The following is a 24,724-nucleotide window of genomic DNA, read 5'->3' as shown; positions in this document are numbered from 1 at the left end:
CTCACCTCATTAAAATTGATTTAACACTCTTTTTTAAAATTATTTTCAAAACATCTAAAGTAAATAAATAATTAGAAGCAATGATTTTAGATTTATTCTTATATTTTATTTTAAAAAATGATTTATATCTATTAAAAAATATAAAATTATTTTTCAATTTAAAAAACTCATATTTTAACCAATTCCCTTTATGCTGACCACTTTTTTCCTCAATTTCATTCCTTAACATATGATAACAAACTGCATTCCCATTATAATAAATCTTATATCCATTTTGTACCATTTGTACTTGTGCATCACTTTCTTCTCTATAACCATTATAATCATATCCTTCGTAATATTTTACACCTTTATATGCACTTTTAGGAACTAAAATTAGCGCATGTCCAAAAGGTATTTCCTGTTTTTTAATTCCTTCTACTCTAAAATACCCCTCCATTTTTTTATAATCAAAAATAGGTTTTTTTGATTTTCTTTGCTTATCAATAACACTTTTTTGAGATTCTAAACTCTTTTTTAAAGATATATCATAGATTATCGCTCCACAATATATCTCATTTTCTGATATTTCTTCAACTAACCTTTCTATATAATCTTCTTTCAAGAATACATCATCTTCACCCCAAAAAATATAATCATAATTTGAATTTTTAACTCCTATATTTCTACAATATGCTGCTCCCATATTTTTTTTATTTCTTAAATATTTGTAATCTATTTGTTTTTCTTCACATAACCCATTTATATATTTATTTAAACATTTATATTCAACTTTACTTCCATCATCAATTATAATTAACTCTTTTACATATTTTTGAATAATATAAGAATTAATTACTTTTTTTAAAGTTATAGCTCTATTATAAGTTGGTATTATTATTGAAATCTCCCTCATTTTCTTTTCCTTTCTTATCAGTAATAAAATAATCAATCATATATAAAAATGTTGGATTAAATATTGCATAAAAATAAATATTCTCTACAAATGAATAAACAATAAAAATTGTTACTACCGTTATTTCCTTATATTTTTTTTCTTCTATCATAATCTCCAACAATTTATAATATAATATTGAATACACTAAAAAAAATAATATTCCTATTCCAAAAATAGAATATATATACGAATTATCAATAGGATTATGCATTTTTTTAGCCAACGAGTATATATCATGGCCTTTTAAATAATCAATTGAATCCATGATTGAAAACATATTTTTCCAAAATCTTAATCTATAAGATAAAATATTATCAATCAAAAATAGAATTCCATTCAATTTATATGTCAACCCAATATACATAGTTAATAGCCCAAACAAAAAATAATTGATCTTTAATACAAATTTTATAATGTTATTTTTTAAATTAGTAATCTTTAAAATAAAATATATTATATTCATTATTATTATAACTAATACTATTGTTCTAGTCTTAGTAAAAGCAACAACTATAAAAATTAATAGTATAATAATAAAATTAGATTTACTAAACACCTTAGTTCTTAGTGTATTTCCAATATACAAAAAAAACATTAAAAGTGGAAAAGCATTTACTGAGAGAAAACCTAAACTTTTTCTTATATTTACCTTCCCATTTATTTCATATTCTATTAAAGTTTTGTCTGGAAGTATATTTAAAATATATAAAATTATATGCAATATGCTATACATCAATAATGTATAGCATATTAATTTGAAATAGCTTTTTCTTTTTAATCTTTTTATCAAAATAAACGAAGTTACTATCATAAATATATCTTTAGAAAAAGGTGTTCTAAATACTACCATTAATAAAAATAAAAAAGAAATCAAAAATATCTCCTTCTTATTATAATTAATGATTAAAATACTAAAAAATAAGTATACATAGTATATTATCATTAAGGTTTTATTAATAATATTGAGTGCTAAAATATCAATATTAATAGTGCTTATATAATATTTACTAATAAATATAAATACTGTAAAATATATAAAAAATTTAGATATGTTTTTATTTTTATTGGATAACAATAACATCTATTTCTCCATCTTATTTTTAGATTCTGTCATAATAAATTCTGCTAAATTCATAGACTTTTTTATACATATATCCATATTGGGATACTCCCACTCTGCAAATCTTCCATGTAAAATTAAATTCCTATTTTTAAAATAATCTTTTATCAATGACATATTATCTTTTCTATGCTTATCAAATATCACATATGCATATTTTGTAAAATTTTCGGCTATTGGATTTTTAAGTCCTAAAAAATTTGAAATATTTTCTAACATTTCTTCTTTAGTATATAACTCTGGTTTTGTTATTTCAACTGTTATACTACTCTTTCCTTTAGGGCTATTTTCTTCTGCAAAATTCCCTTGATAAACAATTCTATGTGGTATAATCTTTTTATCCGGTATGTACATCCATGAATAGTCATTTTCTTTATCTATAGGGTAAAGAAAAGAATGAACCGAATTATACTTGAGATTATCTATAGCATTCAATATATTTTCATCTAATTTTAATATCAATTTCTTTAATTCCGGAAGAGGTATTGTATTTACTACCAAATCATACTCCTTTTTATTTATATAGATTTTTGAATCTTTAAATTCAATTTTTTCAACTCCTTCATACCTATTATTACTAGGAATACTCTCAGAAATTGCATCTATCATTGTTTGTATTCCTCCCGCTACAGGGTAGTAATATGTAGAATGAGACATCCCCTCTTCTTTAGTATCCTTATTTAAAGTTTTAATTAATATTTCTCTTGCATTTGGAAAAGGAAGTTTCCCCTCTATCCAATCAAAATCCATATCTGCAGGTGAAAATTTCCAAATTTTTTCATTATAAGGTCCCAGATAGTATTCATAAATTTTTTCTCCAAAATTTTTTACCAAAGCGTCCTTAAAACTATTGATCTTTATTTCATTATTTCTTTTAAATAAACTTTCTATACAATCTGCAGCAATTTCTTTATCTACTTTTGATAGAGAAAATTCAAATGGATAATCTATTATTTGACTGCCAAATTTAATCTTTGATTTTCTTTCTGAATATTGCCAATTTGATTTATCTAATAACTCAAAAATATATTCTTTTACCTCTTTATATTTTGAGTTAAATACATGTCCTCCACTAAGATCATAGACATAACCATCTATGATTTCTGTTCTACATAATCCTCCAAATTTATCGTTTTTTTCATATATATCTGAAACAATCCCATATTTTCTATTTAATATATCGTATAAAGAAATACCTGAAAGTCCTCCACCTAAAATAGCTATTCTCATTTTTCCTCCTTATATAATATCTTATAGTCAAAAAGCTACTATAGAATCAAATTCATTTTATAATTTTCATTTTCAATTATATTTAATTTTTTTCATTGATTAAAAATTGATTAAAATATGAATTTATTATACTCTTATCCATTTTTTTATACCTTTATCATATTTTTTTATTACTCTTGCAGGATTTCCAACGGCCACACTGAATGGTGGTATATTTCTAGTAACAACTGCTCCAGCCCCAATAACCACATTATCACCTATTTCTACTCCACCTAATATATGAGCACTATGGCCTATCCAAACATTGTTCCCTATCTTTATTTTTCCTTTACTATAACTTCCTTGATTTATTATAGGTATATCTATATCAACATATTTATGATTTCCATCATTAATATGTACAAAAGCTGCTACTAACACATTATTGCCTATTCTTATTCCGTTAGAGCATCCAATATGTTGAAATCCATTTGCAAATCTAACATTATCACCGATTTTTATTTCTGCTTTATCTGCACATATTAAATGCATAAATTCATCAAAATGAATATTATTGCCTAAAGTTATATTTTTATAGTTTACAATCCGTATATTATTACTTACAAAAGGTCTCCATTTCCTTTCCCATGTTATATTCTTACCATACTTTTAAACTTTTTAGAATAATATTGCTCAAACATATTTAATACTATTCTCTTTTTTTTACTAATTACTTTTTTTATCAATTTCATATCTTTTCACCTTTGTAATATTTCAACCTACGCTTCAAATTATCTTTTAAATCCAAAATATTATTTCTTAAAATTTCTTTTATTGATAAACCATCTTTCTCATTTTCAACATTTGATTCTATCTCTCTTATTATCTCTCTTGATCTTTCACTTTTCATTAAAGGTTTAAAATCATATCTTTTAAATACTTGTGGATGACTTTTTTCAAAGCTTTCTTTTAAACATTTTTCTGCATACTCGTTATGCCTAGTTGTGCTTTTAAAAAATGCATAATGATGTATTGCTATATTCCTAGAAACAAGAATTCTATTGTCATATGGATGCCATATAGACACCTCTTTCCTATCTTTATCAAACCATCCCTCGTCATAAAACGTTTCACTCTTCCCATCTCTATAATGATGTTCCGCATGAATGCCTTCTTCATTTTTTATCATTATCGTTGCAAATGTATGCGGTTCTCCAACTGGTACTTTTGTTTTTAAATTATCAACAAAAAAATGATAAGGCCACCCAATTGACTTCACATTAGAATTTCTTAACTTTTTTTTAACAAAATTTCTAACCTGTTTTGCATTAAAATCAGAATAAACTTCATCCCCTTCTAATCTTAATATCCACTCCCCTTTACATTTTTTTACCATATCAGTTCTTACATGAATCAACTCTTTTTTGGGTCTTAAATCCTCCCAAAATACAATCTTTTTATCCAGATCGTATTTAGCTATGATTTCATTAATAATCTCTACTGTTCCATCTGTACTTCCACCATCCACTACAAGTATTTCATCTACATACTTATACATTGACATTATACTATATCCAATATACTCTTCTTCATTTTTTACCATTACTATTGCTGAAATTAACATTCCATTACCTCCTGTATTTATTAAACAAAATAAATTTGAAATTAGTTTTTCTTACTTCCCTAATTAATAGTGTTGAAAAAAATATATAAGCAATGATATTTCCAACAGCTACTCCAACTGCACCACCAATAACCGCTCCCCCAAAATAAATTATTATTGAAAAAATTCCTGTGGGAATTGCCACATTTAATAAAAGAATCTTCGGATCATTTCTTAGTGCTATATAACTCCCTAAAACTATCATTGAATTATAAATTGATAAACCTAGTAAAATATATTTCATATAATTATAAATTTCAGTTATTTCCTTCACTTCAATAAAAAAACTCAAAAATATTTTACCAAACAAAATAAATAAAGCATATTGAATAATTGATAAAACAACACTCAATGTTAAAAATTTAGAAATAACAGTATTTTCTTCCACCTCATCACTTATATTAGCAAGTGCTATAGATGCATTATTTTGTAACACTTGAAATATTATCATAAAATAATTCCCTAAATTCAAAGCAACACTATACCTACCCAATGTAGTCATTGTAACAAATCCACTCAAAATCAACGGATCTATTCTGTATATGATATTCGAAACTACCCCCAACAAATGAGTTGTTAACGTATAATTTCTTATAGATTGTTTATTCTTTTTATAAATTATTTTATTATCTAATTTTGAAAAATGAAATTTAATATCTGTCACTAAAATTTTATATAACATTATACCGAAAAACAATTGAGAAAACAAATTAGCTAATATTACAATCTCTAATTTTGGAAAAACTAACAATAACAAAAGTAATAACAATTTTAATATAGTAGATTTTATTCTGTATTTTGTAATCTTTTTCTGCAAAAAATTTATATTCAAAACCATACGACTAACAGCAATCATTTGGTTTATAAAAAAAAGAACCCCATTACTCATTATCGCAATAAACAAATAAATTCCATTCAAAAATTTTAAATATAAAACAATTCCAAGTATAACATTCAAAATAAATATAAATATTCCTTTTATAATTTCAAAGACAAAAAATGAAGTTATATATACATTCAATTCTTCTTCATCTTTTAAATTATTCTTCAATTTAAACATATAATTAGCTGGAACTATATTTATAAAATTTATAAGCACCATAAAACTCAATACATAATTATAAATTCCATATATTTTTCTATCTATATATTTTATAATTAAATAAGTACTTAAAAATCCAAATATAACAGATATACCTTGTTCTATTAAAGCAAAAAATACCGAGTTTTTTATTTTTTTATTTAGACCTCTACTCATATTCCCTCAAATACCATTCATAAACTTTTTTTATTCCTTCTTCTAGCTCAACTTTATGTTTCCATCCAGTTGCATGTAACCTCTCTACATCAAGTAATTTTCTTGGTGTTCCATCAGGTTTACTTGTATCATTTACTATTTTCCCTTCATAACCTACTACTTTTTTTATGATTTCAGCTAATTCCCTTATTTCTATATCTTCACCTGTTCCCATATTTACATGTATTTCATCACTATAATTATTCATAAGGTGTATTAATGCATCTGCCAAATCATCTACATACAAAAATTCTCTTCTAGGCTTACCTGTTCCCCACATTACCACTTCTTTATCTCCATTTACTTTTGCTTCATGAAATTTTCTAATCAAAGCTGGCATTACATGGCTTGTTTCAAGGTCAAAATTATCATTTATACCATATAGATTTGTTGGCATTGCAGATATAAAATCTACGCCATACTGTCTTCTATAAAATTTACATAGTTCTATACCTGTTATTTTAGATATAGCATAAGCTTCATTTGTAGGCTCTAAATATCCACTTAACAATTCTTCTTCTTTTATTGGTTGATTTGCGAATTTTGGATATATACAAGAACTACCTAAAAACAATAATTTTTTTATTCCTGCTTTATATGCACTATGTATTATATTTGTTTCTATCATAAGGTTATCATATATAAATTCTGCTGGATATGTATTATTAGCATGTATTCCTCCTACTTTTGCTGCTGCCAAAAATACATATTCTGGTTTTTCTTCTTCAAAAAATTTTTCTACATCAGATTGTCTTCTTAAATCAAGCTCTTTTGATGTTCTATATACAAGATTATTATATCCTAATTCATTAAGTCTTCTAATAATAGCAGAACCAACCATTCCTCTATGACCTGCTATATAAATCTTTGATTCTTTTTCCATAAAAACACACCTCTTTTTTACCGTCAGTTATACGGTTTTTTTTATTTAATCTATTAACACTTTTATTTTTTTTAAACTCTTTTCTTCTTTGTGGTCCTCTTCTCTTTTACTTTGCGTTCTTTGTGTAAGTTCTTTTATATTTTTACAAATTTCTATATTATTATATTAATCAAAAGCTTTCTTTATTCTATCCTCTTTTGCTACAAATTTCATATCATGCTTTACCATTATTTTAACTAATTCTTTAAAACTAGTTTTTCTTGGATTCCAACCAAGTAATGTTTTAGCTTTTGTAGGATCTCCCAATAATTGTTCTACTTCTGCAGGTCTAAAATATCTGGGTTCTACCTCTATCAATACTTGCCCTGTTTTCTTATCTATTCCTTTTTCATCTATCCCTGTCCCTTGCCATTCTAGCTCTATTCCAGCTTCTTTAAATGCTAAAGTAGCAAATTCTCTAACTGTATGCATCTCCCCTGTAGCTATAACAAAATCTTCTGCTTTATTATGTTGTAACATAAGCCACATACACTCTACATAATCTTTTGCATATCCCCAATCTCTTTTTGCATCAAGATTTCCTAAGTATAATTTTTCTTGTTTTCCTTGTGCTATTCTAGCTGCTGCAAGAGTTATTTTTCTTGTTACAAATGTTTCTCCTCTTCTTTCTGATTCATGGTTAAAAAGTATACCATTTACACAAAACATATCATATGATTCTCTATAATTTTTAGTTATCCAAAATCCATAAAGTTTTGCTACCCCATAAGGACTTCTAGGATAAAATGGTGTAGTTTCTTTTTGTGGTACTTCTTGTACTTTTCCATATAATTCAGATGTCGATGCTTGATATATTCTTGTTTTTTTCTCCATACCCAATAATCGAACTGCTTCTAATAATCGAAGAGTACCTATTCCATCTGTATCAGCTGTATATTCTGGCATATCAAATGATACTTTTACATGTGATTGTGCTGCTAAATTATATATCTCATCAGGTTGAATTTGTTGGATAAGTCTTATTAAATTACTAGAATCAGTCATATCTCCATAATGAAGATTTATTTTTCTTTTTATATGCATATCTTTTATTAATTCATCTATATACAAGTGTTCTATTCTTCCTGTGTTAAAACTAGAACTTCTTCTAATTATTCCATGTACTTCATACCCTTTCTCTAATAATAATTCCGCAAGAAACGAACCATCTTGACCTGTTATTCCTGTAATTAAGGCTACCTTTGACATTTTGTTCCCCTTTCAAATCTTTGATTTTTTTCTTTTATTTATATATTTTATTTCTTTTTTTTAGATAAAAATTAGACTTTATCATTTATTATATTAATGTATTCTATATTTTTTTCTTTTAATTTTTCTTCTAATTCTGTATTCCAAAAATATACAATAATATTCTTAAAATATTCTATATCTTTTATATTATTTATTTTATCATATGATATATTATTTAGTTTAAATGTAGTTTCTATTATTTCCATTATTTCATCATTTTTTCCTAATAAGACAATAGTTTTATTTTCTGATATATGTTTATTACTTAATTTTATTATTTTATTATTTAATTCTATTATCAAATTATATGAATTCTTTATATATTTTAATGTTTTTCTAGTTTTTTCTTTTATTCCTTGCGGAGTCAGTATATATTTTACTGTACGTGAATTAAGGTTTTCTATTTTTATAAATCCTTTTTTTACACATTTTTTTATTAACAAATTCACTGCTCCTAGTGATATACCACTTTTTTCAGATAATTTTCTTTGACTTATTATTGGCTCTTTTTCTATTATTTCTAATATATCACTTTCATCTACTATTCGTTTCATATTTGTCTCCTATTTTTTTATAGTTCATTATTTGAACAATAAAATTGTAACTTGTTATATATTTTTTGTCAAGTTACTTTTTATTATTTTTCTTACTTCATATTCAATAAAAAATATTAAGAAATAAGTAAATATCATTAAAAATATTGTACTGGCATATTTTATATCTATTTTCATTAATGGTATTTTAGAAAACAATGTTACTATCCCATATAATGAGTGATACATTCTCTCTATTATATATCTTATTAATATTCCAAAGAAATTAAAACTAAGTATATTTATAAAGTATAGTATAAATATCGCTGGTATAATAAATATTGCATAAGATAAAATAACTACATTTGCAATAAATGAAAAAATATATATACTTTTAAAATAATATAGAAATATTGGCATTAAATATATTTGAATTATTATACTTAGTAATATTAGTTTAAAATATTTATTTCCAATAAATTTATTATAATAATTATATGAATAAATTATTGCAAAAAGTGCTATATATGACATTTGAAAAGATATATTTCTTAGAATAAATGGATTATTTATAAGGTTTAATATCATGGAAAAACAATATGATTTGCGTATTTCATTTTTTTCATAAAAAATATTTGAAAACAAAATAAAGCTTCCCATTATATATGCTCTAAATACTGATGGTGTAAACATAACTAAAAATACATATATACTCAATAATATAAAAGTAAAGAAATATTTTTGTCTATAAGAAAATTTTAAAAATTCTGCTATTTTTAATAATAGTAAAATAATAAGTCCTATGTGAAATCCTGATATAACCAAAATATGAGAAGCACCTATATTATTAAACTTATTTTTTATACTATTATCAAGAGATGTTTTTTCACCTAAAATTATAGCTTTTACAAAATTTTCTGTATTATATTCCAAATCAAGTTTTTCAATATTTTTATATAAAAAATATCTATATTTATTTAAATTACTTTCTTTTATTTCATAATTATCAAGATATACTATATTTTTATATTTTTTCTCTATTTTTGAAATGGTATAAAATACTCCATTATTAATCTCGTCATAAGTTTTTATATTATATTCTTCTTTTGAAAGTTTTTTATTTATTTTTAATACTTCTATTTTTTCACCTATTTTTCTTATTTTCAGATTATATATTTTATCTTTTTCTAAAACATCACTATTTATATAACTTTGATAAAAAAGAATTAGTATAATCAAATAAATATAATCCTTTTTTATAAAAATATACAACAAAAAAAGTAGAGTTATTATAGCCCCTACTTTTAGATTAAAAACTATATATATCATCGAAAAAATTATAGAAATTATAGTTAATTTTTCAATTATATACATATACTCACCCTAAATTTCCATGTCAATAAAACAAGAAAATAATGTTTCAAATAATTTATTGAAAATTACTTAGAAAATCTTACTTTTAACCATTCTAAATTTCTCACATATACTTTTTCATAATCAAGATCTAGATATCCTCTGTCTTTATATACTTTTAGATATTTTTCTATCTCTTCAAGTGGTAAATTTGTAATATTTTTTATTTCTTCAAGCGATAAAATCACTTCATTTTCTCTTGTATTTAAATATTTTTCATATATATAACGTAATATCTTTCTTTCACTATTTTCTTCTAATATTATCTCTAATTGTTTTTCAGTGTTATATCTACGATTTGACAATACTTTTACCAAACTCACTGCTATATCAGGAGCTAATTTTAAAATTTCAAAAAAACTATCTTTATCAAATTCTAACACTTTTGTATCTTCTTCTGCTATTATAGTCGCTGTACGAGGTTTATCCTCAAATACAGCCATTTCTCCTATAAATTGATTTGCCCCTATATATGCCAATACTTTTTCTTCATTTTTTCTTATTTTAGTTATTTTTACTCTACCTGATATTATAAAATATAATTTAGATTGTTTTTCATATTCACAAAAAATTATATCTCCATTATTAAAATTTTTTCCAAATTTTTCTATAAGTTTTTTATTTTCAAACATTTCCCTCACCTTTTCTTTCTAGAGTGAGTTTCTCTTTTAATACTGTTATCATATCTTTAAATCTTATTTTTTCTTCTTCATTAAGATCTGCATCCATAAGTAGATTTCCCACTTGAAATGCTTTAGTATAATTTTTTTTCTCTTCATATATTCTAAGTAATAAAAACATCATCTCTTTATGTCTATTTGAAGTCTGAAATTTTTCAATGAATTCTTCTAATTCACTTATAATTTCACTTTCTCTTTTTACTGCTACATGTATATCTATAGTTTCAATAAGAAGCTTTTCTAGTACATCATCATATATCACATTATGACGTAGTCCTTTTAAAAAGGCTATCAATAATTCATGTGATTTTTCATAATATTTTTTTACTAAATCTATTTTTTCTAGCGTTACACTATAATCTAAAAAATTTTCTATTCGTTTAGATTCAGATTTTACAAAGTCTATTTCAATTCCATTTATCATCATTCTTTTCAAAACTTGTGAAGCTTTTAAAAATTCTCCTCTTGAAATAAAATATATATATATATCAAAAAATGGTGTTTTTGAACGAAGCTCATCTTTTTCTTTTGATTCCAAATGTATTCTCTCATCTAATTCTCGTATCTCTTTTGAAAGGGATATTATCATTTTTTTACTTATTTCAATATTATTTTTTATAAAATCACTAAATTCATTATCTTCAAAAGCTAATATTTCAGAATCAATATCAGCTATTACTCTAGATTCTCTTTTTATTCCTATAAAAATTTCTTCAAATCCAAACATATCGCCAACATTTAATACTTTTAAAGTATTTATTTTATTATTATAAAAGAAAAAGCCTTTTTCTTTTTTTAAAAAAATTCGCCCTGATTTTAATACATATATTTCTCTAGGTTCAGTATTTTCAAAATACAATATTCCACCTGCTTTTAATTTTATCATCTTCATATTTATCCCCATCCTAATATAGAGTTCCAATTAATATTATATTGTTTTTTTTGATTTTTCCTCTTTTATTTGCAAAAAAATTAAATATCTAACTTTAAATAAAAACTTCCCTAAGATTAGGGAAGTTTTTATTGTTAATTTACAACTGTATTTACAAGAAGTACTGTCGTTAAAAGTTGTACACTTACTTGTAATATATCTAAAAATCTATCTAATTTACTTTTTTCTCTAGTATCTTTTGGAACTATTATTGTATCTCCAGCTTCTATATTTATTTTTTTTATATTTTCTTTCATAGCTTTTCCATTTGCTTTTATTATAAATACTTTTTTTTCATACGCTTTTTCTTTATATCCACCTGCTGCATCAATATAATCTTTCAATTTAAAATTTTCATTATATGCTATTATACTAGGTGCATAAACTTCTCCTACTACTTTTACTGTTGTAGGTCTATTTGGTATATAGATTTCATCTCCATCTATAAGTTTTATATCATTTTTATATCTATTTAATTCTCTATCATATTTAAGGTTTGTTACTTTTAAATTAAACACATTTTGTTCAAGAGATATTTTATCATCTATTTCTAGATTTAAGCTTCTACTCTCTTTTAATTGTGTCTCTTTTCTTTTTATTTGGATACCATTTGGAAATGCATCAGATTTAAATCCACCAGCTCTATTTATAATAGAATTAATTCCCTCATCATCATTTAATAAATACTCCCCAGGGTATTTTACAAATCCTGTTATTTTTACCGTTTTTACATCTTGCCATGTTGAATCTTTTCTTACAAAGATTACATCATTTGGTAATATTTTAAAATCTGGATTTTTCATATAATCAACTATTATTTCAGATATTTTATCTTTAATTTTTTCATTTCTAGCTATTACTATATTTCTATCTGCTTTTTTTTCTAATCCCTTTGCATAAAATATTGTATCTTCTAATGTCATTCCTTTATAATATTTTATTTTCCCTGGCTCTTTTACATTTCCATATATATATACTGTATCTGGTTTTATTACTTCTTCATATTTATAGATTTTTACTATATCATTTGCTTTTAATATAATATTTTCTTTTGTATCACCAGCAAGAGCTTTTTCTAAATCAAATTTTATAAGATTTAATTCTCCTTGTTCATCAACTCGATAAATATCAGCTCTTTTATAAAAAACATTTTCTTTTATATCTATTCCACCAGCAAAATTAATAAGATCTAATACTCTTTGATTTTTATATATTTCATAATTTCCAGGATTTTTTACTGCTCCTATAATATTGCTATATTTTTTAGCCGCTATATCATTTCTATTATATACATATATTGTATCATTTTTTTTCAATTCAATATTTTCATCAATAGGATTAAAAGTAATAATTTCTTTTTCATAATTTTCTTTTAATCTAATTAAAGTTATACTATTTAAATATGTATCTTTTTTATATCCTCCTACAGTTTCTATTAAACTCCTATAATCTTTTATCTTATCTACATTATATTCTCCAGGGTTTACTACATTCCCATAAATATATACACTATTTTTTGATTCTTTATCTATACTTCCTATTTCAATTGAAATTAAATTTTGTTTTATACTATTTTCTAATCGTTCATTTGATACCTTTACTTGTAAATTTTCAATATATTTTGTTTTTATCAAGTTTTTATTTGCAAAAATATCAAATGCCCCTATATTTTTAAATATTTCTTCATACGTTTTTTCATTTTTTAATTCATATATACATTTTTTCTTCAATTCTCCATAAAGTGCTACCTTTTCTTTTATTACAGGGACATAAATTATATCTCCATCATTTATTTTTATATCTTCAATATTTTTATTTCCATTTATATAATCATACAAATCTACTATAGTTTCTTTTTCTTTCGACTTGATTTTTATATTTCTTATACTAGAATTTTTATTTATTCCACCAGCAGTATAAAGTATATTAAATAAATTATAGTATTTATCTATACTGTAAATACCTGGTTTATTAATTTCTCCTATTACTGTTATTGCAAATGTTCTACTATTCTTTAATGATATATCTATATTAAAATTTTTGATTTTTTTATTTGCTTTATATAAAATATCTTTTTCTAACTCTGCTATTGTTTTCCCTTCAGCTTTTATTATTCCTATATTTGGTATAAATAAATTCCCGCTATTGTCTATTGTCAATATTGGCATAAAATTTTTATTTGCTTCATCAGGTAATAAAATGTCACTCCAACTATTTATATTTATTGTATCTCCCATTCCTAATATATAATCTTTCCCAATAGTTTTTGTGGTTTTTACTGCTCTACTATTATTTATTATATCCATACCATACATTTTTAATTCTTCTCTATTTCTTATATATTCATTATAATATCTTTTAAATATATTTGATTCTTTATCTTCTTTATTTAGTTCTTCTTTATTTAGTTCTTCTTTATTTAGTTCTTCTTTATTTAGTTCTTCTTTATTTAGTTCTTCTTTATTTAGTATTTTATCATTTTCTTTTTGTAAAGTATTTAATTTCTCCATCTGTTGCTGTGATTCATCAGTATTATCTATATTATCACTTTTCTTTAAATTATTTAGATTATTATTTGCTTGCATAAGTGTTGTAACATCTGTTGTTGTAATATCTGCTGCAAATATTGTTATTGATAAAGATAAAAACAATAGTATTTTTTTCATTTTTACGCCCCTTTTTAATCTATGTTCTAATTTATTTTTTCTTCTGTTATTTTATCCCACTCTATATTTTTTAAAAATTCAATAAAAAATTCAAAAAATATTCCTAAAAATCCACCTAGTACAAACGATATGACTACTATAAGCTTTTTATTTGGTTTATCTGGATATTTTGGATCTATTGCACTATCCAAAATAGTTATCATACTTTTTTTATTTAATACCTCTAATTTTGTTTTTTCATATTCTACTCTAAGCATTTTATATACTTCTATATTTACATTTAATTCTTGCTCTAATTTTTGTAATTCAAATTTGATTTGTGGTATATCACGAAGAGGTATAATATCAACAGGTAAGTTATCATCTCCATTTATTATCGCATTTAATTGTTCTTTAGCTACTATTATTTCTTCTTTTATTTTTTGAACTTCAAAGCTATTTTCTCCAGCAAATTTTTTAGATATTTTCAATTCATTTTCTTTTTGTATAATAAATTGTTTTAATTCTGCCACTTTTTCAGTTACTACTTTTGCTTCATCAAGTATACTTACTGTTTTATATTTTTTTTCTATTTCTCGAAGTTCTGCTTGTTTATCATTTATTTGTTTTTCTACTGTATCTACTTGCTCTTTTAAATATTTTAATGATAAATTTGATTTATCATCTTTTTGCTCCTTTAAATAATTATCCAATACAGTAAAATATTCATTTGCTATTTTAGCTACCATTTCTTTATCAGATAATTCTACTTCTACTCTATATATTCCATTTTTTTCATCTTTTGATACTACTACTATATTTCCAACCCATTTTGCTACATCATAAATAGTTGGTTTATCATTTTCATCCTCTATTTTATCTAGCTCTATTTTATTATATTTAATATAGTAATCATATAATCCTAATTTATTTACTATTTCTTCTCTAAAAGTTCTACTTTCAAGTATTGTAAGTAACGAGCTACTTCCATTATTAGATGTTCCACCTATCAATCCAAATGGTATAGAGTTAGCTAAACTTGATAACATACTTGAAGATGAGGATTTTTCTTCTGTAAATGTTAATTCTGCTTTATACAGTGGTTTTGAAATAAGTGCAAAAATTCCCCCAAAAATAGTCACTAACACTGTAATAATTATAATAAGGGTTTTCCTTTTCCATATTACTCTAATAAGGTCAAGTAAATCAATCTCGTCCTCTTCATAATAATTATTTTGGTTTATTATTTCATTTTGCATAACTTTACTATTCTCTTGCATTTCTTTCCTTTCTATAGCTACATAATTTTTTTAATATTTTTATTATCTTCCTTTTCCAAACACAACTGTTTTTACTGTTTTAAAGATAATTATTATATCAAATATAAAGTTTTGATGTTTTATATAAAATAGATCATATTCCAATTTTCTAAGTGCATCTTCTACACTAGCTCCATACGGATATTTCACTTGTGCCCAGCCAGTAAGTCCTGGTTTTACAGAATGACGTACATTGTAATATGGTATTTCTTTTTCTAATATATCAATAAAATATTTTCTTTCTGGTCTAGGCCCTATAAAACTCATCTCACCTTTTATTACATTCCATAATTGTGGAAGTTCATCTATTCTTGTTTTTCTCATGAATTTACCAAATTTTGTTACTCGATTATCTTTCTTTTGAGCCCATTGTGGTCCATTTTTTTCAGCATCTACTGTCATTGACCTAAATTTCACTATTTTAAAAGACTTATTTCCTAGACCTATTCTCTCCTGTATAAATAATATCGGTCCTTTTGATTCTAATTTTATTATTACTGCTGATACTAACATAATTGGAAAAGTCAATATAAATATTAATATGGCTAGTAAAAAATCAAATATTCTTTTTAATCTCTTTTGAAAATTATCATGAAGTATATTAAATCCTCTTCCAAATAAAAACCATTCTTCATTAATTCTATTTACTAATACTTTTTCTTCTACTTTTTCAAAAAAATTTATATAATTATACGTTTTTACACCTTTTAACTTTACACTTAATATTTTTTGTATAAGTGATTCTTTTATAATATTTTCTGTGATAATTATTCTTTCCACATCATATTTTTCTACTAATTCTTCTATATTTTCTATCTCTTGAAAATTTAATTCTGCAACTACATTATAAATATCTTTTTCATTTATTATTCTTTTTATTACTTCTGATTCTTTATTTTTTCCAATAATAATCACATTATTTTTTTTTACAAAAAATTTTGCTAAAAAATATTTAATTATATTTTGTAAAATAAAAATATCTATAAAAACAAATGCTAATTCTTTCATATTTACAAGTAGTGCAACAATAACAAGTAATAAATTTAAAAAAAACGAATACAATAAATCACTAAATTGATATTTTCCTTTTTCCATATTATAAATATTAAATATATAATATATTATAAATATCCCAAATATTAAAATAATAAAAGAAAGATTAATATCAATACCAAAAATAAAAGATAAAAAATAAAAAAATATTAAATTTAATAAAGTATTAAAAATTGTTAATCTTGACCCTATGCTCATTTTACCGCCCCTTTTGACTCATTTGTATTTATTATAAAGTATTATATAGTTTTTTTCAATAATTTATTTTCTTATATTTTTTTAATAATTCAAGAACTTTATCAATATCTTCTTTTTCTAATAATGAATTTAATGAAAATCTTATTCGTGGAATATTTACTGTAGGCTTACGTATTACAACTACATAAATATTATTTGCTAATAAATATTCACCTAATTTTATTGTACTTATATTACTTTTAAATAAAACAGGAATTATTTGAGAATTTGTTTCTGATACATTATATCCTGTTTTTATTAGACTTTCTTTAAAATATTTACTTATTTCTAATAAATGTATTCTTCTTTCTTTTTCTTTTATTGATATATCAAATGCTTCGTTAATTCCAGCAATAAAAGCAGGTGGAAGAGCTGTAGTATATATAAGTGAACGGCATCTATTTATAAGATAATCAATAATTGTAGCTGACGCTGCTATATAAGCACCTTGTACTCCATATGCTTTTGAAAATGTTCCTACATTTATATCAATTTTTTCTAATACATTTTCTCTTTCTGCAATTCCAAAACCATTTTCCCCAAAAACTCCTCCAGCATGTGCTTCATCTACCATTAAATAAATATTTTTATATTTTTCTTTTATTTTAATTAATTGCTTTATATCAGCAATATCTCCATCCATACTAAACAACGAATCTGTAACTATAAGTGCTTTATTATAATTTTGATTTTTTTCTATTTTTTCTCTCAAATCATTATAGTCCATATGTTTAAATCTAATTAATTTAGCACCACTTAATTTTATTCCATCATAAATACTTGCATGATTTAATTTATCACAAAATATTACATCATCACTTGTAAACAATGTAGAAATCACTCCTATATTTGCATCATATCCACTATTAAATATAAGTGCTCTTTCTTTCTTTAAGTATTTTGCTAACTTATCTTCTAAATTCCTAAAAATATCTGCTTCTCCACATATGAGTCTACTTGCTCCACTTCCTACTCCATATGTTTGTATTCCTTTTATTACTGCTTCTTTTATCCTTATATCATCTCTTAATCCTAAGTAATTACTAGATGTCATATCTAAGTACTTTATTCCCTCTTTATAAATATACTTATGCTCAAGTTTATCTATATCTTTCAATTCTCTATGCATATTATTAATTTTTAAATTATGCAATACTTCTTTTAAATAATTCATAACCCCACCTCTTTAATTTAATTAAAAAAAATTATAATTTTTATAATTATAAAAACAAAAAAATCGGAAGTAATAATCACTCCCGCTTATTTATTTTTCCACATTTTTTTTACATTTTCTATAAATTTAAAATCATCTTCTACTTCTCTACCTCTTACAGTAAGATATCCTCCTATAAGCATACCATTCATTCCACTCATAAATGCCATCCCCATAAAATCTTTTAATATCCCTTCTCTTCCTGCACCTATTTTTAAAACTTTATCTTTGTGTATTATTCTAAATATTGCAAAAGTTTTTAATATTTCATCCATAGATAAAGCTTGCATATTTTCATAAGGAGTTCCTTTTATCGGATTTAATATATTAAGTGGTATTGCATCTACATTTAATTCTTTTAATGTAAATGCCATATCTATTCTATCTTCAAATGTCTCTCCCATTCCTATTATTCCACCACTACATACTTCTATTCCCTCTTGTTTTGCTATTTTTATGGTATTTATTCTATCTTGTACATTATGTGTAGTAGACACTAATTTATCATATACTTTTGGAGAAGTTTGTATATTATTATGAATTCTAGTAAGCCCTTTTGATTTTAAAATTTTTATTTCTTCTGCATCTAAAAGTCCTATTGAGCAACAAAGCTCTACTTTTTTATTAGTTTTTTTTGCATTTTCTATAAATTTTTCTATTTCTTCAAATTCTTTTGTTCCTTTTTTTATACTTCTCCCACTTGTAACTAATCCAAATTTTTTTGCATTATAATCTTCTGATTTACTATATTCATTAAGTAAAGTTTCTTCATCTTTTAAATCATAAGTAGGAATATTTGTATTATGATGTGCTGACTGTGCACAAAATTTACAATTTTCTGGACATTTACCAGATTTTGCATTTGTTATAGTACATGTATGTAATTCATTACCACAATACTTTTCTCTTATTTCATTTGCGACTGCAAACAATTCCATCATTTTACTACCTTTTAACCTTGAAAGTTCTATAGCTTCTTCTCTTGTTATTTCTTTATCAATAAGTTTTCTTAAATCCATTCCATCTCCTTATACTTTTTATTTATAAATTATTTAAATTATACAAAATATATTAAAGCAATTTTATATATAAAATACTTATAGCTAATAAATTTTACTATATTAATTTCTGATATATATTATTTTTTATAAAAAATGACAAGTATTACTTGTCATTTGATTTTTATTTTTTTTCTATACACATTAAAGTAAGATCATCTATTACCGGTAATCCTTCTAAAAAATCTTTTAAATCGCCATATATATTTTCAATAAGTTCTGTTGCACCACAATTTATATTTTCGCTAAGTACCTGTTTCAATCTATCTAGTCCATAAAATTCATCATTTTTATTTTGTGCTTCATTTATTCCATCAGTATAAAAAAATAGTTTTTCTCCTGGTAATAACTCTACTTCTTTATCTTCAAAATTTAAAACGCCTGGAAAATCTTTTTCCGAAAAAAGTCCTAATACTTGACTACTTCCTGGTAATTCTTGTACACTTCCATCTTTTTTTAAATGTAAAACTGGTTCTTGTGAAGCCCTACAATATCTTATTGTATCACTTTCTTGACTCATTAACAAATAAAAAAGTGATATAAATTTACCGTCAGGAAAAGTTTCAACTACTTTTTCATTTAATACTGTCAGCAACTTACTTGGTTCTTGTATCTCTTTTGAATGTGTAACTAAATGTACTTTAAATATTGTTGAAAGTAATGCTGCAGGTATTCCATGTCCTGACACATCGGCAAAAGCTATTCCATAACTATTATTATTAAGATTTATAAAATCATAAAAATCTCCGCCTATATCTTGTGAAGGTTTATATTTCACTGCAAAATTATATCCTGCTATATCTGGATAACTTTGTGGTAACAATTTTTTTTGTATTTCCGATGCCAATTTTAACTCCTCTTCCAATTCAGAGTATAGCTTAAACAACTGATTATTTTTCTTTTTAAGCTCTTTTTCTCTAATCTGTAATTCTTGAAAAAGTCTTTCATTTTCTTTCATTAACTTATTTTCTTTAACTACTTTTTTTAATATATGTATAAGTTCTTCTTTTTTAAAAGGTTTATTTAAAAAATCAGAAGCTCCTAACCTCATTGCACTAACTGCCAAATTAACATCTGTTTCTGTAGTAAGCATTACTGTAGGTATATTTCTTTTTTTAGGCTTAAATTCTCTTATAAATTCTAATCCATTTAGATTTGGCATTTCATAATCTACTAGTATTATATCTGGTTCTTTATATCTTAATTCTTCTAAAGCCTCTAAAGGATCACCATAAGCTATCGTAGCAAATCCTTCTTCTTGAAGTACTGTTGATATCAACGCTCTCATAAATTTAGCATCATCTACTATTGCTACTAATATTTTATCATTGTCTACTTCTATGCTTGTTACATCATTTATATTATCATACATCTCTATATATTTTTCAAGCTTTACAATGCTAATAAGTTTTTTTATTCTATTAGATGTAATAATATATTTTGCTTCTCCTGATATTTCATGAACTTTTTTTCTTATATAAATAAGTACTCCAAGTCCTACTGATTCCATATAATTCAATGTAGATATATCAATTATAAAATTTTTTCTATTATTTTTTAATAATTCATCTATTTTTACTTTTAGATAATATGAATTTTTAGGATTTAATTCTGATTTTATTGTAATTACTGTCCATTGATTAATATTTTTTATTTCAATATTTACTTCTTCTTCATCTTTGTTAAAAAATCTATCTACAGCATCTAATATTGGTTTATAACTTTCTTTTTTTACATAAATTATATCAGATACTCCTTTTTTAAACGTATCTACTATATCTGCATTTCCTACATTTCTATCAAATACAACAATTACAGGTATTTGTGATACCTTTTCAGATTTTCTAGCTAATTCAATTTCATTTATACTTTGAGCACCTAAAATAAGTAAGTCTATTTTATTCTCTAAAATATTATCAATAATATTTTCTACAGATAGTATATCTACTATATATCGATTATCTCTAAGCAAATCTGATATATTTCTTTCTAATTCATGATCTTTTATAATGATAGCAATTCTTTTTTTCATCTATACTCACCTAATTTATCGATTTTATAATATTTGCTAACACTCCATTTATAAATTCATGCGACTTCTCATTTCCATATTTCTTTGCTATCTCAATTATTTCATTTACTACTATTTCTTTTCCTGTATCTTTTTTTAATAATTCAAAAGCACCAAATCTCAAAAGAACTTTTTCCACATTTCCTATTCTATCAATATTCCAATTTATCATATTTTCATCTATTACTTTATTTATTTCTTCTAAATTTTCTGCAATTCCTGTAATATATTCTTTTATAAATTTTATTTGTGGTTCTCTTAAATTTTCTAATTCCTCTCTTTTTAAATAACTTAATAGTACATCTTTTAAATCAGTGTTACTAAGTTCACTTTCAAATAATATCTTAAAAACTTCTTCTCTTGCTACTCTTCTGCTCATTTTTAACCTCTCTAATCTATAATATAATTATTCTTCCATTTTTTTTGCAAATTGTTTTAATTTTTTTAAAACTTTTTTAAAAAAATAAATAACTTCTCTATAAATTCTCATGTAATTATAACCAATAATAGTAAATAATGCAACTATTAAAGTATCTAAAAACCCAAAAGATATATATACTATTCCAAAAATGAATCCGAGTATTGCTGCTAATATTTTTTTTCTATTAACTATCAATTTCTCTAATATCTCTGTCAGCATTATTTTCATCTCCTATATTATCAACTTTTACTATATCTTTAACTTTACTAGTCACTATATCTACACTTTTTACTTCTATATCAAATACTTCTTTTGTTCTATTTTTTATATCTTCTTGTATTGTTTTTAATTTTAAAGATACATTGTCTGTTTCTAATATTTCTATTTCTATTTTTACATAAACACCTTTTTTATTAATACTATTTTTCATTTTTATAAGTTTTAAATTTTTTCTTTTTGTTATTTCTTTTTTTATTAAAGTATTTAGTGCTGAAATTGTTATTCTTATTTTTCCATTTTCAGTATCAAGATAATAAGCTTCCTCTTTTTTAAAAAGTCTTAGTAATTTTTCAATAAACAATGCAAAATAAAAAAAACCTACTCCTAATATTATTAGCCTAAAATTAATATTATAATAATTAACTATTGAAAAATATTTAGGAAAAACTGCTAAAAACATTGTACCCAGTGATATAATACCCAAACCTATCCAACCTATAGCAAATAAAAACATCCACAACATAATATCACCCTTTTTCTTTTTATTATTTCTAATATATTTTATACTAATTTAAAGAAAATAACAAATAATTTTTTTAAATAAAAAAAACCTCCTTTTATATCGGAGGCTAATTTTTAATACGCTTCTTCTATCAATTCCTCATTTTCAGCTTCTATTTCTTCTTTATCATCTGAAGGAAAATGTAAATCTTGAATATAAACATTTACTTCTACTACGTTTAATCCAGTCATCATTGTTATTTCTTTAATGATGTTTTGTTGAACTGCATTTGCTACCTCTGGTATTGGTTTCCCATAGTCTACTACAATATATGCATCTACTGTACATTCTTTTTCTCCTACTTCTACTTTTATTCCTTTAGCAGAGTTTTTCTTTCCTAAAAATTTGTTTACTTCGTCTGCTACATTTCCACTCATTTTATGTACACCATCTATATTTGTGGCAGCTTTTGACGCTATTACTGCTACTACTTCATCTGCTATTTTTATATTTCCTACTTCCGCCATTTATACCCCTCCTTATTTTTATATACTTTTAATTCAACGCAAAACTTTGATTTATCAATTTTAATACTCTAAATCAATATACAAAATTTTTCTTAAAATCATCTAAATTATTATTCTAAAAGATTTTATAAATTCCTTTATTTTTTTTCTAAATGAGTTTCTATAAAGCTAGTATATACATCCCCCTCATTATATACTTTATTATTCATTACTTTTTTATGAAATGGAATAGTTGTATCTACTCCCTCTATTATATATTCGTCTAATGCTCTTTTCATTCTATTTATAGCTTCTTTTCTTGTATCTCCATAAACTATAAGTTTTGCAATCATAGAATCATAATATGGAGGAATAGTGTATCCAGCATACGAATGAGAATCTACTCTTATTCCATATCCACCTGCTGGAATATATTTTTCTATAGTTCCTGCTGACGGTAAAAATCCATTTTCACTATCTTCAGCATTTATTCTACACTCTATTGCATGCCCTTTTATCTCTATATCTTCTTGTTTTATAGATAATGGCTCTCCTGCAGCAGCTAAAATTTGCTCTTTAATTATATCTACCCCTGTTACTACTTCTGTTACAGTATGTTCTACTTGAATTCTAGTATTCATTTCCATAAAATAAAAATTTCCTTGAGTATCTAATAAAAATTCTAATGTACCTGCACTATCATAATTTATCGATTTTGCAAGTCTTACAGCTGCTTCTCCCATAGCTTTTCTTGTTTTACTATCTATTGCTACCGATGGAGCTTCTTCTACTAATTTTTGATGTCTTCTTTGAATAGAACAATCTCTTTCACCTAAATGTACTACATTTCCATGTTTATCTCCAACTATTTGCACTTCTATATGTCTAGGATTTTCTACATATTTTTCTATATACACATCTGGATTTCCAAATGCTGCTTTTGCTTCTTGACTAGCTGCAACCATATTTTTTTCAAGTTCTTCATCATTTCTAGCTATTCTCATTCCTTTACCACCGCCACCAGCAGTAGCTTTTATCATTACCGGATATGTAATAACTTCATTTACAAGTTTTTTAGCTTCTTCTATATCAGAAATAATTCCATCTGATCCTCTTGTGATTGGAACATTATTTTTTATAGCACTTGCTCTAGCCGTAGCTTTATCTCCCATATTTATAATACATTCTGGACTAGGCCCTATAAATGTAATATTGTGATCTGCACATATTTTTGCAAACTCTGAATTTTCTGCTAAAAATCCATACCCAGGATGAATAGCATCTGCTCCTACTGCTTCTGCTGCTGCTATTACATTTGGTATTTTCAAATATGATTCACTACTAAGAGCTGGTCCTACACATACAGCCTCATCTGCTAATTTTACATGTAAACTTTCTTTATCAGCTTCTGAATAAATAGCAACTGTTTTTATCCCCATTTCTTTAGCGGTTCTTATTATTCTTACTGCTATCTCGCCTCTATTGGCGATAAGTATCTTTTTAAACATTATTCTCCTCCCATAA

General features: G+C 24.2%; 23 protein-coding genes. All 23 read right to left on the bottom strand.

Features of this window, described 5'->3' with window-relative positions:
- Position 1: 1 nt before the first annotated feature.
- Complete coding sequence (locus EV215_RS09290) at positions 2-895, bottom strand: glycosyltransferase family 2 protein (RefSeq protein WP_134113739.1); 894 nt, start codon at positions 893-895, stop codon at positions 2-4.
- The gene (locus tag EV215_RS09285) at positions 861-1,787 is read right to left on the bottom strand and encodes a hypothetical protein (protein WP_166667399.1); all 927 of its coding nucleotides are present in this window, start codon (positions 1,785-1,787) and stop codon (positions 861-863) included. The genes EV215_RS09290 and EV215_RS09285 overlap by 35 nt, the downstream gene beginning before the upstream one ends.
- 231 nt (positions 1,788-2,018) lie before the next feature.
- Positions 2,019-3,287 (bottom strand): protoporphyrinogen/coproporphyrinogen oxidase, encoded by a 1,269-nt coding sequence (locus EV215_RS09280; protein ID WP_134113737.1) that lies wholly within the window; start codon positions 3,285-3,287, stop codon positions 2,019-2,021.
- A 126-nt stretch (positions 3,288-3,413) separates the two neighbouring features.
- On the bottom strand, positions 3,414-3,818 hold the full coding sequence (locus tag EV215_RS09275; RefSeq protein WP_134113736.1) for an acyltransferase: 405 nt from the start codon (positions 3,816-3,818) through the stop codon (positions 3,414-3,416).
- A 196-nt stretch (positions 3,819-4,014) separates the two neighbouring features.
- Complete coding sequence (locus tag EV215_RS09270; protein ID WP_134113735.1) at positions 4,015-4,890, bottom strand: glycosyltransferase; 876 nt, start codon at positions 4,888-4,890, stop codon at positions 4,015-4,017.
- 4 nt (positions 4,891-4,894) lie between these two features.
- Complete coding sequence (locus EV215_RS09265; protein WP_134113734.1) at positions 4,895-6,187, bottom strand: lipopolysaccharide biosynthesis protein; 1,293 nt, start codon at positions 6,185-6,187, stop codon at positions 4,895-4,897.
- The gene (gene fcl, locus EV215_RS09260) at positions 6,180-7,109 is read right to left on the bottom strand and encodes a GDP-L-fucose synthase (protein ID WP_134113733.1); all 930 of its coding nucleotides are present in this window, start codon (positions 7,107-7,109) and stop codon (positions 6,180-6,182) included. The genes EV215_RS09265 and fcl overlap by 8 nt, the downstream gene beginning before the upstream one ends.
- A gap of 165 nt (positions 7,110-7,274) precedes the next feature.
- Positions 7,275-8,357: a GDP-mannose 4,6-dehydratase gene (gene gmd, locus EV215_RS09255; RefSeq protein ID WP_134113732.1), complete on the bottom strand. Its 1,083-nt coding sequence runs from the start codon at positions 8,355-8,357 to the stop codon at positions 7,275-7,277.
- Between the two features lie 71 nt (positions 8,358-8,428).
- Positions 8,429-8,953: a winged helix-turn-helix transcriptional regulator gene (locus EV215_RS09250; protein ID WP_208320366.1), complete on the bottom strand. Its 525-nt coding sequence runs from the start codon at positions 8,951-8,953 to the stop codon at positions 8,429-8,431.
- A 54-nt stretch (positions 8,954-9,007) separates the two neighbouring features.
- On the bottom strand, positions 9,008-10,306 hold the full coding sequence (locus EV215_RS09245; RefSeq protein WP_134113731.1) for a ComEC/Rec2 family competence protein: 1,299 nt from the start codon (positions 10,304-10,306) through the stop codon (positions 9,008-9,010).
- 65 nt (positions 10,307-10,371) lie between these two features.
- Positions 10,372-10,977, bottom strand: a complete 606-nt coding sequence (locus tag EV215_RS09240) for a Crp/Fnr family transcriptional regulator (protein ID WP_134113730.1) — start codon at positions 10,975-10,977, stop codon at positions 10,372-10,374.
- Positions 10,970-11,917 carry a Crp/Fnr family transcriptional regulator gene (locus tag EV215_RS09235; protein ID WP_166667398.1) on the bottom strand — a complete coding sequence of 316 codons (948 nt, stop codon included), beginning with the start codon at positions 11,915-11,917 and terminating at the stop codon, positions 10,970-10,972. Before EV215_RS09235 ends, EV215_RS09240 begins: the two co-directional genes overlap by 8 nt.
- Before the next feature lie 134 nt (positions 11,918-12,051).
- Positions 12,052-14,622, bottom strand: a complete 2,571-nt coding sequence (locus tag EV215_RS09230) for a polysaccharide biosynthesis/export family protein (protein ID WP_134113728.1) — start codon at positions 14,620-14,622, stop codon at positions 12,052-12,054.
- 26 nt (positions 14,623-14,648) lie between these two features.
- Entirely contained in the window at positions 14,649-15,881 is a 1,233-nt protein-coding gene (locus EV215_RS09225; RefSeq protein WP_134113727.1) for a GumC family protein, read from the bottom strand.
- A gap of 42 nt (positions 15,882-15,923) precedes the next feature.
- A complete protein-coding gene (locus tag EV215_RS09220; protein ID WP_134113726.1) occupies positions 15,924-17,171 on the bottom strand; it encodes an exopolysaccharide biosynthesis polyprenyl glycosylphosphotransferase in 1,248 nt (415 codons plus the stop codon).
- Between the two features lie 55 nt (positions 17,172-17,226).
- Positions 17,227-18,384 (bottom strand): aminotransferase class I/II-fold pyridoxal phosphate-dependent enzyme, encoded by a 1,158-nt coding sequence (locus EV215_RS09215; protein ID WP_134113725.1) that lies wholly within the window; start codon positions 18,382-18,384, stop codon positions 17,227-17,229.
- Between the two features lie 86 nt (positions 18,385-18,470).
- Positions 18,471-19,442: a biotin synthase BioB gene (gene bioB, locus EV215_RS09210; RefSeq protein ID WP_134113724.1), complete on the bottom strand. Its 972-nt coding sequence runs from the start codon at positions 19,440-19,442 to the stop codon at positions 18,471-18,473.
- Positions 19,443-19,605: 163 nt separating this feature from the next.
- Positions 19,606-21,513 (bottom strand): anti-sigma factor antagonist, encoded by a 1,908-nt coding sequence (locus tag EV215_RS09205; RefSeq protein ID WP_134113723.1) that lies wholly within the window; start codon positions 21,511-21,513, stop codon positions 19,606-19,608.
- A gap of 10 nt (positions 21,514-21,523) precedes the next feature.
- On the bottom strand, positions 21,524-21,931 hold the full coding sequence (nusB, locus tag EV215_RS09200; protein WP_134113722.1) for a transcription antitermination factor NusB: 408 nt from the start codon (positions 21,929-21,931) through the stop codon (positions 21,524-21,526).
- A 27-nt stretch (positions 21,932-21,958) separates the two neighbouring features.
- Positions 21,959-22,192: a DUF2273 domain-containing protein gene (locus EV215_RS09195; RefSeq protein WP_166667397.1), complete on the bottom strand. Its 234-nt coding sequence runs from the start codon at positions 22,190-22,192 to the stop codon at positions 21,959-21,961.
- On the bottom strand, positions 22,158-22,715 hold the full coding sequence (gene amaP / locus EV215_RS09190; RefSeq protein ID WP_134113720.1) for an alkaline shock response membrane anchor protein AmaP: 558 nt from the start codon (positions 22,713-22,715) through the stop codon (positions 22,158-22,160). The genes EV215_RS09195 and amaP overlap by 35 nt, the downstream gene beginning before the upstream one ends.
- A 113-nt stretch (positions 22,716-22,828) precedes the next feature.
- Positions 22,829-23,221 carry an Asp23/Gls24 family envelope stress response protein gene (locus EV215_RS09185; RefSeq protein ID WP_134113719.1) on the bottom strand — a complete coding sequence of 131 codons (393 nt, stop codon included), beginning with the start codon at positions 23,219-23,221 and terminating at the stop codon, positions 22,829-22,831.
- Between the two features lie 137 nt (positions 23,222-23,358).
- Positions 23,359-24,708 (bottom strand): acetyl-CoA carboxylase biotin carboxylase subunit, encoded by a 1,350-nt coding sequence (accC, locus tag EV215_RS09180; protein WP_134113718.1) that lies wholly within the window; start codon positions 24,706-24,708, stop codon positions 23,359-23,361.
- Positions 24,709-24,724 lie beyond the last annotated feature (16 nt).

It is taken from the genome of Hypnocyclicus thermotrophus (assembly GCF_004365575.1).
Taxonomy (GTDB): Bacteria; Fusobacteriota; Fusobacteriia; order Fusobacteriales; family Fusobacteriaceae; genus Hypnocyclicus; species Hypnocyclicus thermotrophus.
Note: the sequence above shows the minus strand (reverse complement) of the source record. Positions and strands in the feature narration are given on the sequence as shown.

Bases quoted from the DNA above. Each gene is read 5' to 3' on its own strand.
- EV215_RS09265 (WP_134113734.1), bottom strand. From the start codon at position 6,187: ATGAGTAGAGGTCTAAATAAAAAAATAAAAAACTCGGTATTTTTTGCT.
- EV215_RS09280 (WP_134113737.1), bottom strand. From the start codon at position 3,287: ATGAGAATAGCTATTTTAGGTGGAGGACTTTCAGGTATTTCTTTATAC.
- EV215_RS09290 (WP_134113739.1), bottom strand. From the start codon at position 895: ATGAGGGAGATTTCAATAATAATACCAACTTATAATAGAGCTATAACT.
- gmd (WP_134113732.1), bottom strand. From the start codon at position 8,357: ATGTCAAAGGTAGCCTTAATTACAGGAATAACAGGTCAAGATGGTTCG.
- EV215_RS09235 (WP_166667398.1), bottom strand. From the start codon at position 11,917: ATGAAGATGATAAAATTAAAAGCAGGTGGAATATTGTATTTTGAAAAT.
- amaP (WP_134113720.1), bottom strand. From the start codon at position 22,715: ATGTTGTGGATGTTTTTATTTGCTATAGGTTGGATAGGTTTGGGTATT.
- EV215_RS09240 (WP_134113730.1), bottom strand. From the start codon at position 10,977: ATGTTTGAAAATAAAAAACTTATAGAAAAATTTGGAAAAAATTTTAAT.
- nusB (WP_134113722.1), bottom strand. From the start codon at position 21,931: ATGAGCAGAAGAGTAGCAAGAGAAGAAGTTTTTAAGATATTATTTGAA.
- EV215_RS09230 (WP_134113728.1), bottom strand. From the start codon at position 14,622: ATGAAAAAAATACTATTGTTTTTATCTTTATCAATAACAATATTTGCA.
- EV215_RS09270 (WP_134113735.1), bottom strand. From the start codon at position 4,890: ATGTTAATTTCAGCAATAGTAATGGTAAAAAATGAAGAAGAGTATATT.
- EV215_RS09225 (WP_134113727.1), bottom strand. From the start codon at position 15,881: ATGCAAGAGAATAGTAAAGTTATGCAAAATGAAATAATAAACCAAAAT.
- EV215_RS09250 (WP_208320366.1), bottom strand. From the start codon at position 8,953: ATGAAACGAATAGTAGATGAAAGTGATATATTAGAAATAATAGAAAAA.
- EV215_RS09285 (WP_166667399.1), bottom strand. From the start codon at position 1,787: ATGGTAGTATTTAGAACACCTTTTTCTAAAGATATATTTATGATAGTA.
- EV215_RS09205 (WP_134113723.1), bottom strand. From the start codon at position 21,513: ATGAAAAAAAGAATTGCTATCATTATAAAAGATCATGAATTAGAAAGA.
- EV215_RS09220 (WP_134113726.1), bottom strand. From the start codon at position 17,171: ATGAGCATAGGGTCAAGATTAACAATTTTTAATACTTTATTAAATTTA.
- bioB (WP_134113724.1), bottom strand. From the start codon at position 19,442: ATGGATTTAAGAAAACTTATTGATAAAGAAATAACAAGAGAAGAAGCT.
- EV215_RS09215 (WP_134113725.1), bottom strand. From the start codon at position 18,384: ATGAATTATTTAAAAGAAGTATTGCATAATTTAAAAATTAATAATATG.
- EV215_RS09275 (WP_134113736.1), bottom strand. From the start codon at position 3,818: ATGCATTTAATATGTGCAGATAAAGCAGAAATAAAAATCGGTGATAAT.
- EV215_RS09185 (WP_134113719.1), bottom strand. From the start codon at position 23,221: ATGGCGGAAGTAGGAAATATAAAAATAGCAGATGAAGTAGTAGCAGTA.
- EV215_RS09245 (WP_134113731.1), bottom strand. From the start codon at position 10,306: ATGTATATAATTGAAAAATTAACTATAATTTCTATAATTTTTTCGATG.
- EV215_RS09195 (WP_166667397.1), bottom strand. From the start codon at position 22,192: ATGCTGACAGAGATATTAGAGAAATTGATAGTTAATAGAAAAAAAATA.
- accC (WP_134113718.1), bottom strand. From the start codon at position 24,708: ATGTTTAAAAAGATACTTATCGCCAATAGAGGCGAGATAGCAGTAAGA.
- fcl (WP_134113733.1), bottom strand. From the start codon at position 7,109: ATGGAAAAAGAATCAAAGATTTATATAGCAGGTCATAGAGGAATGGTT.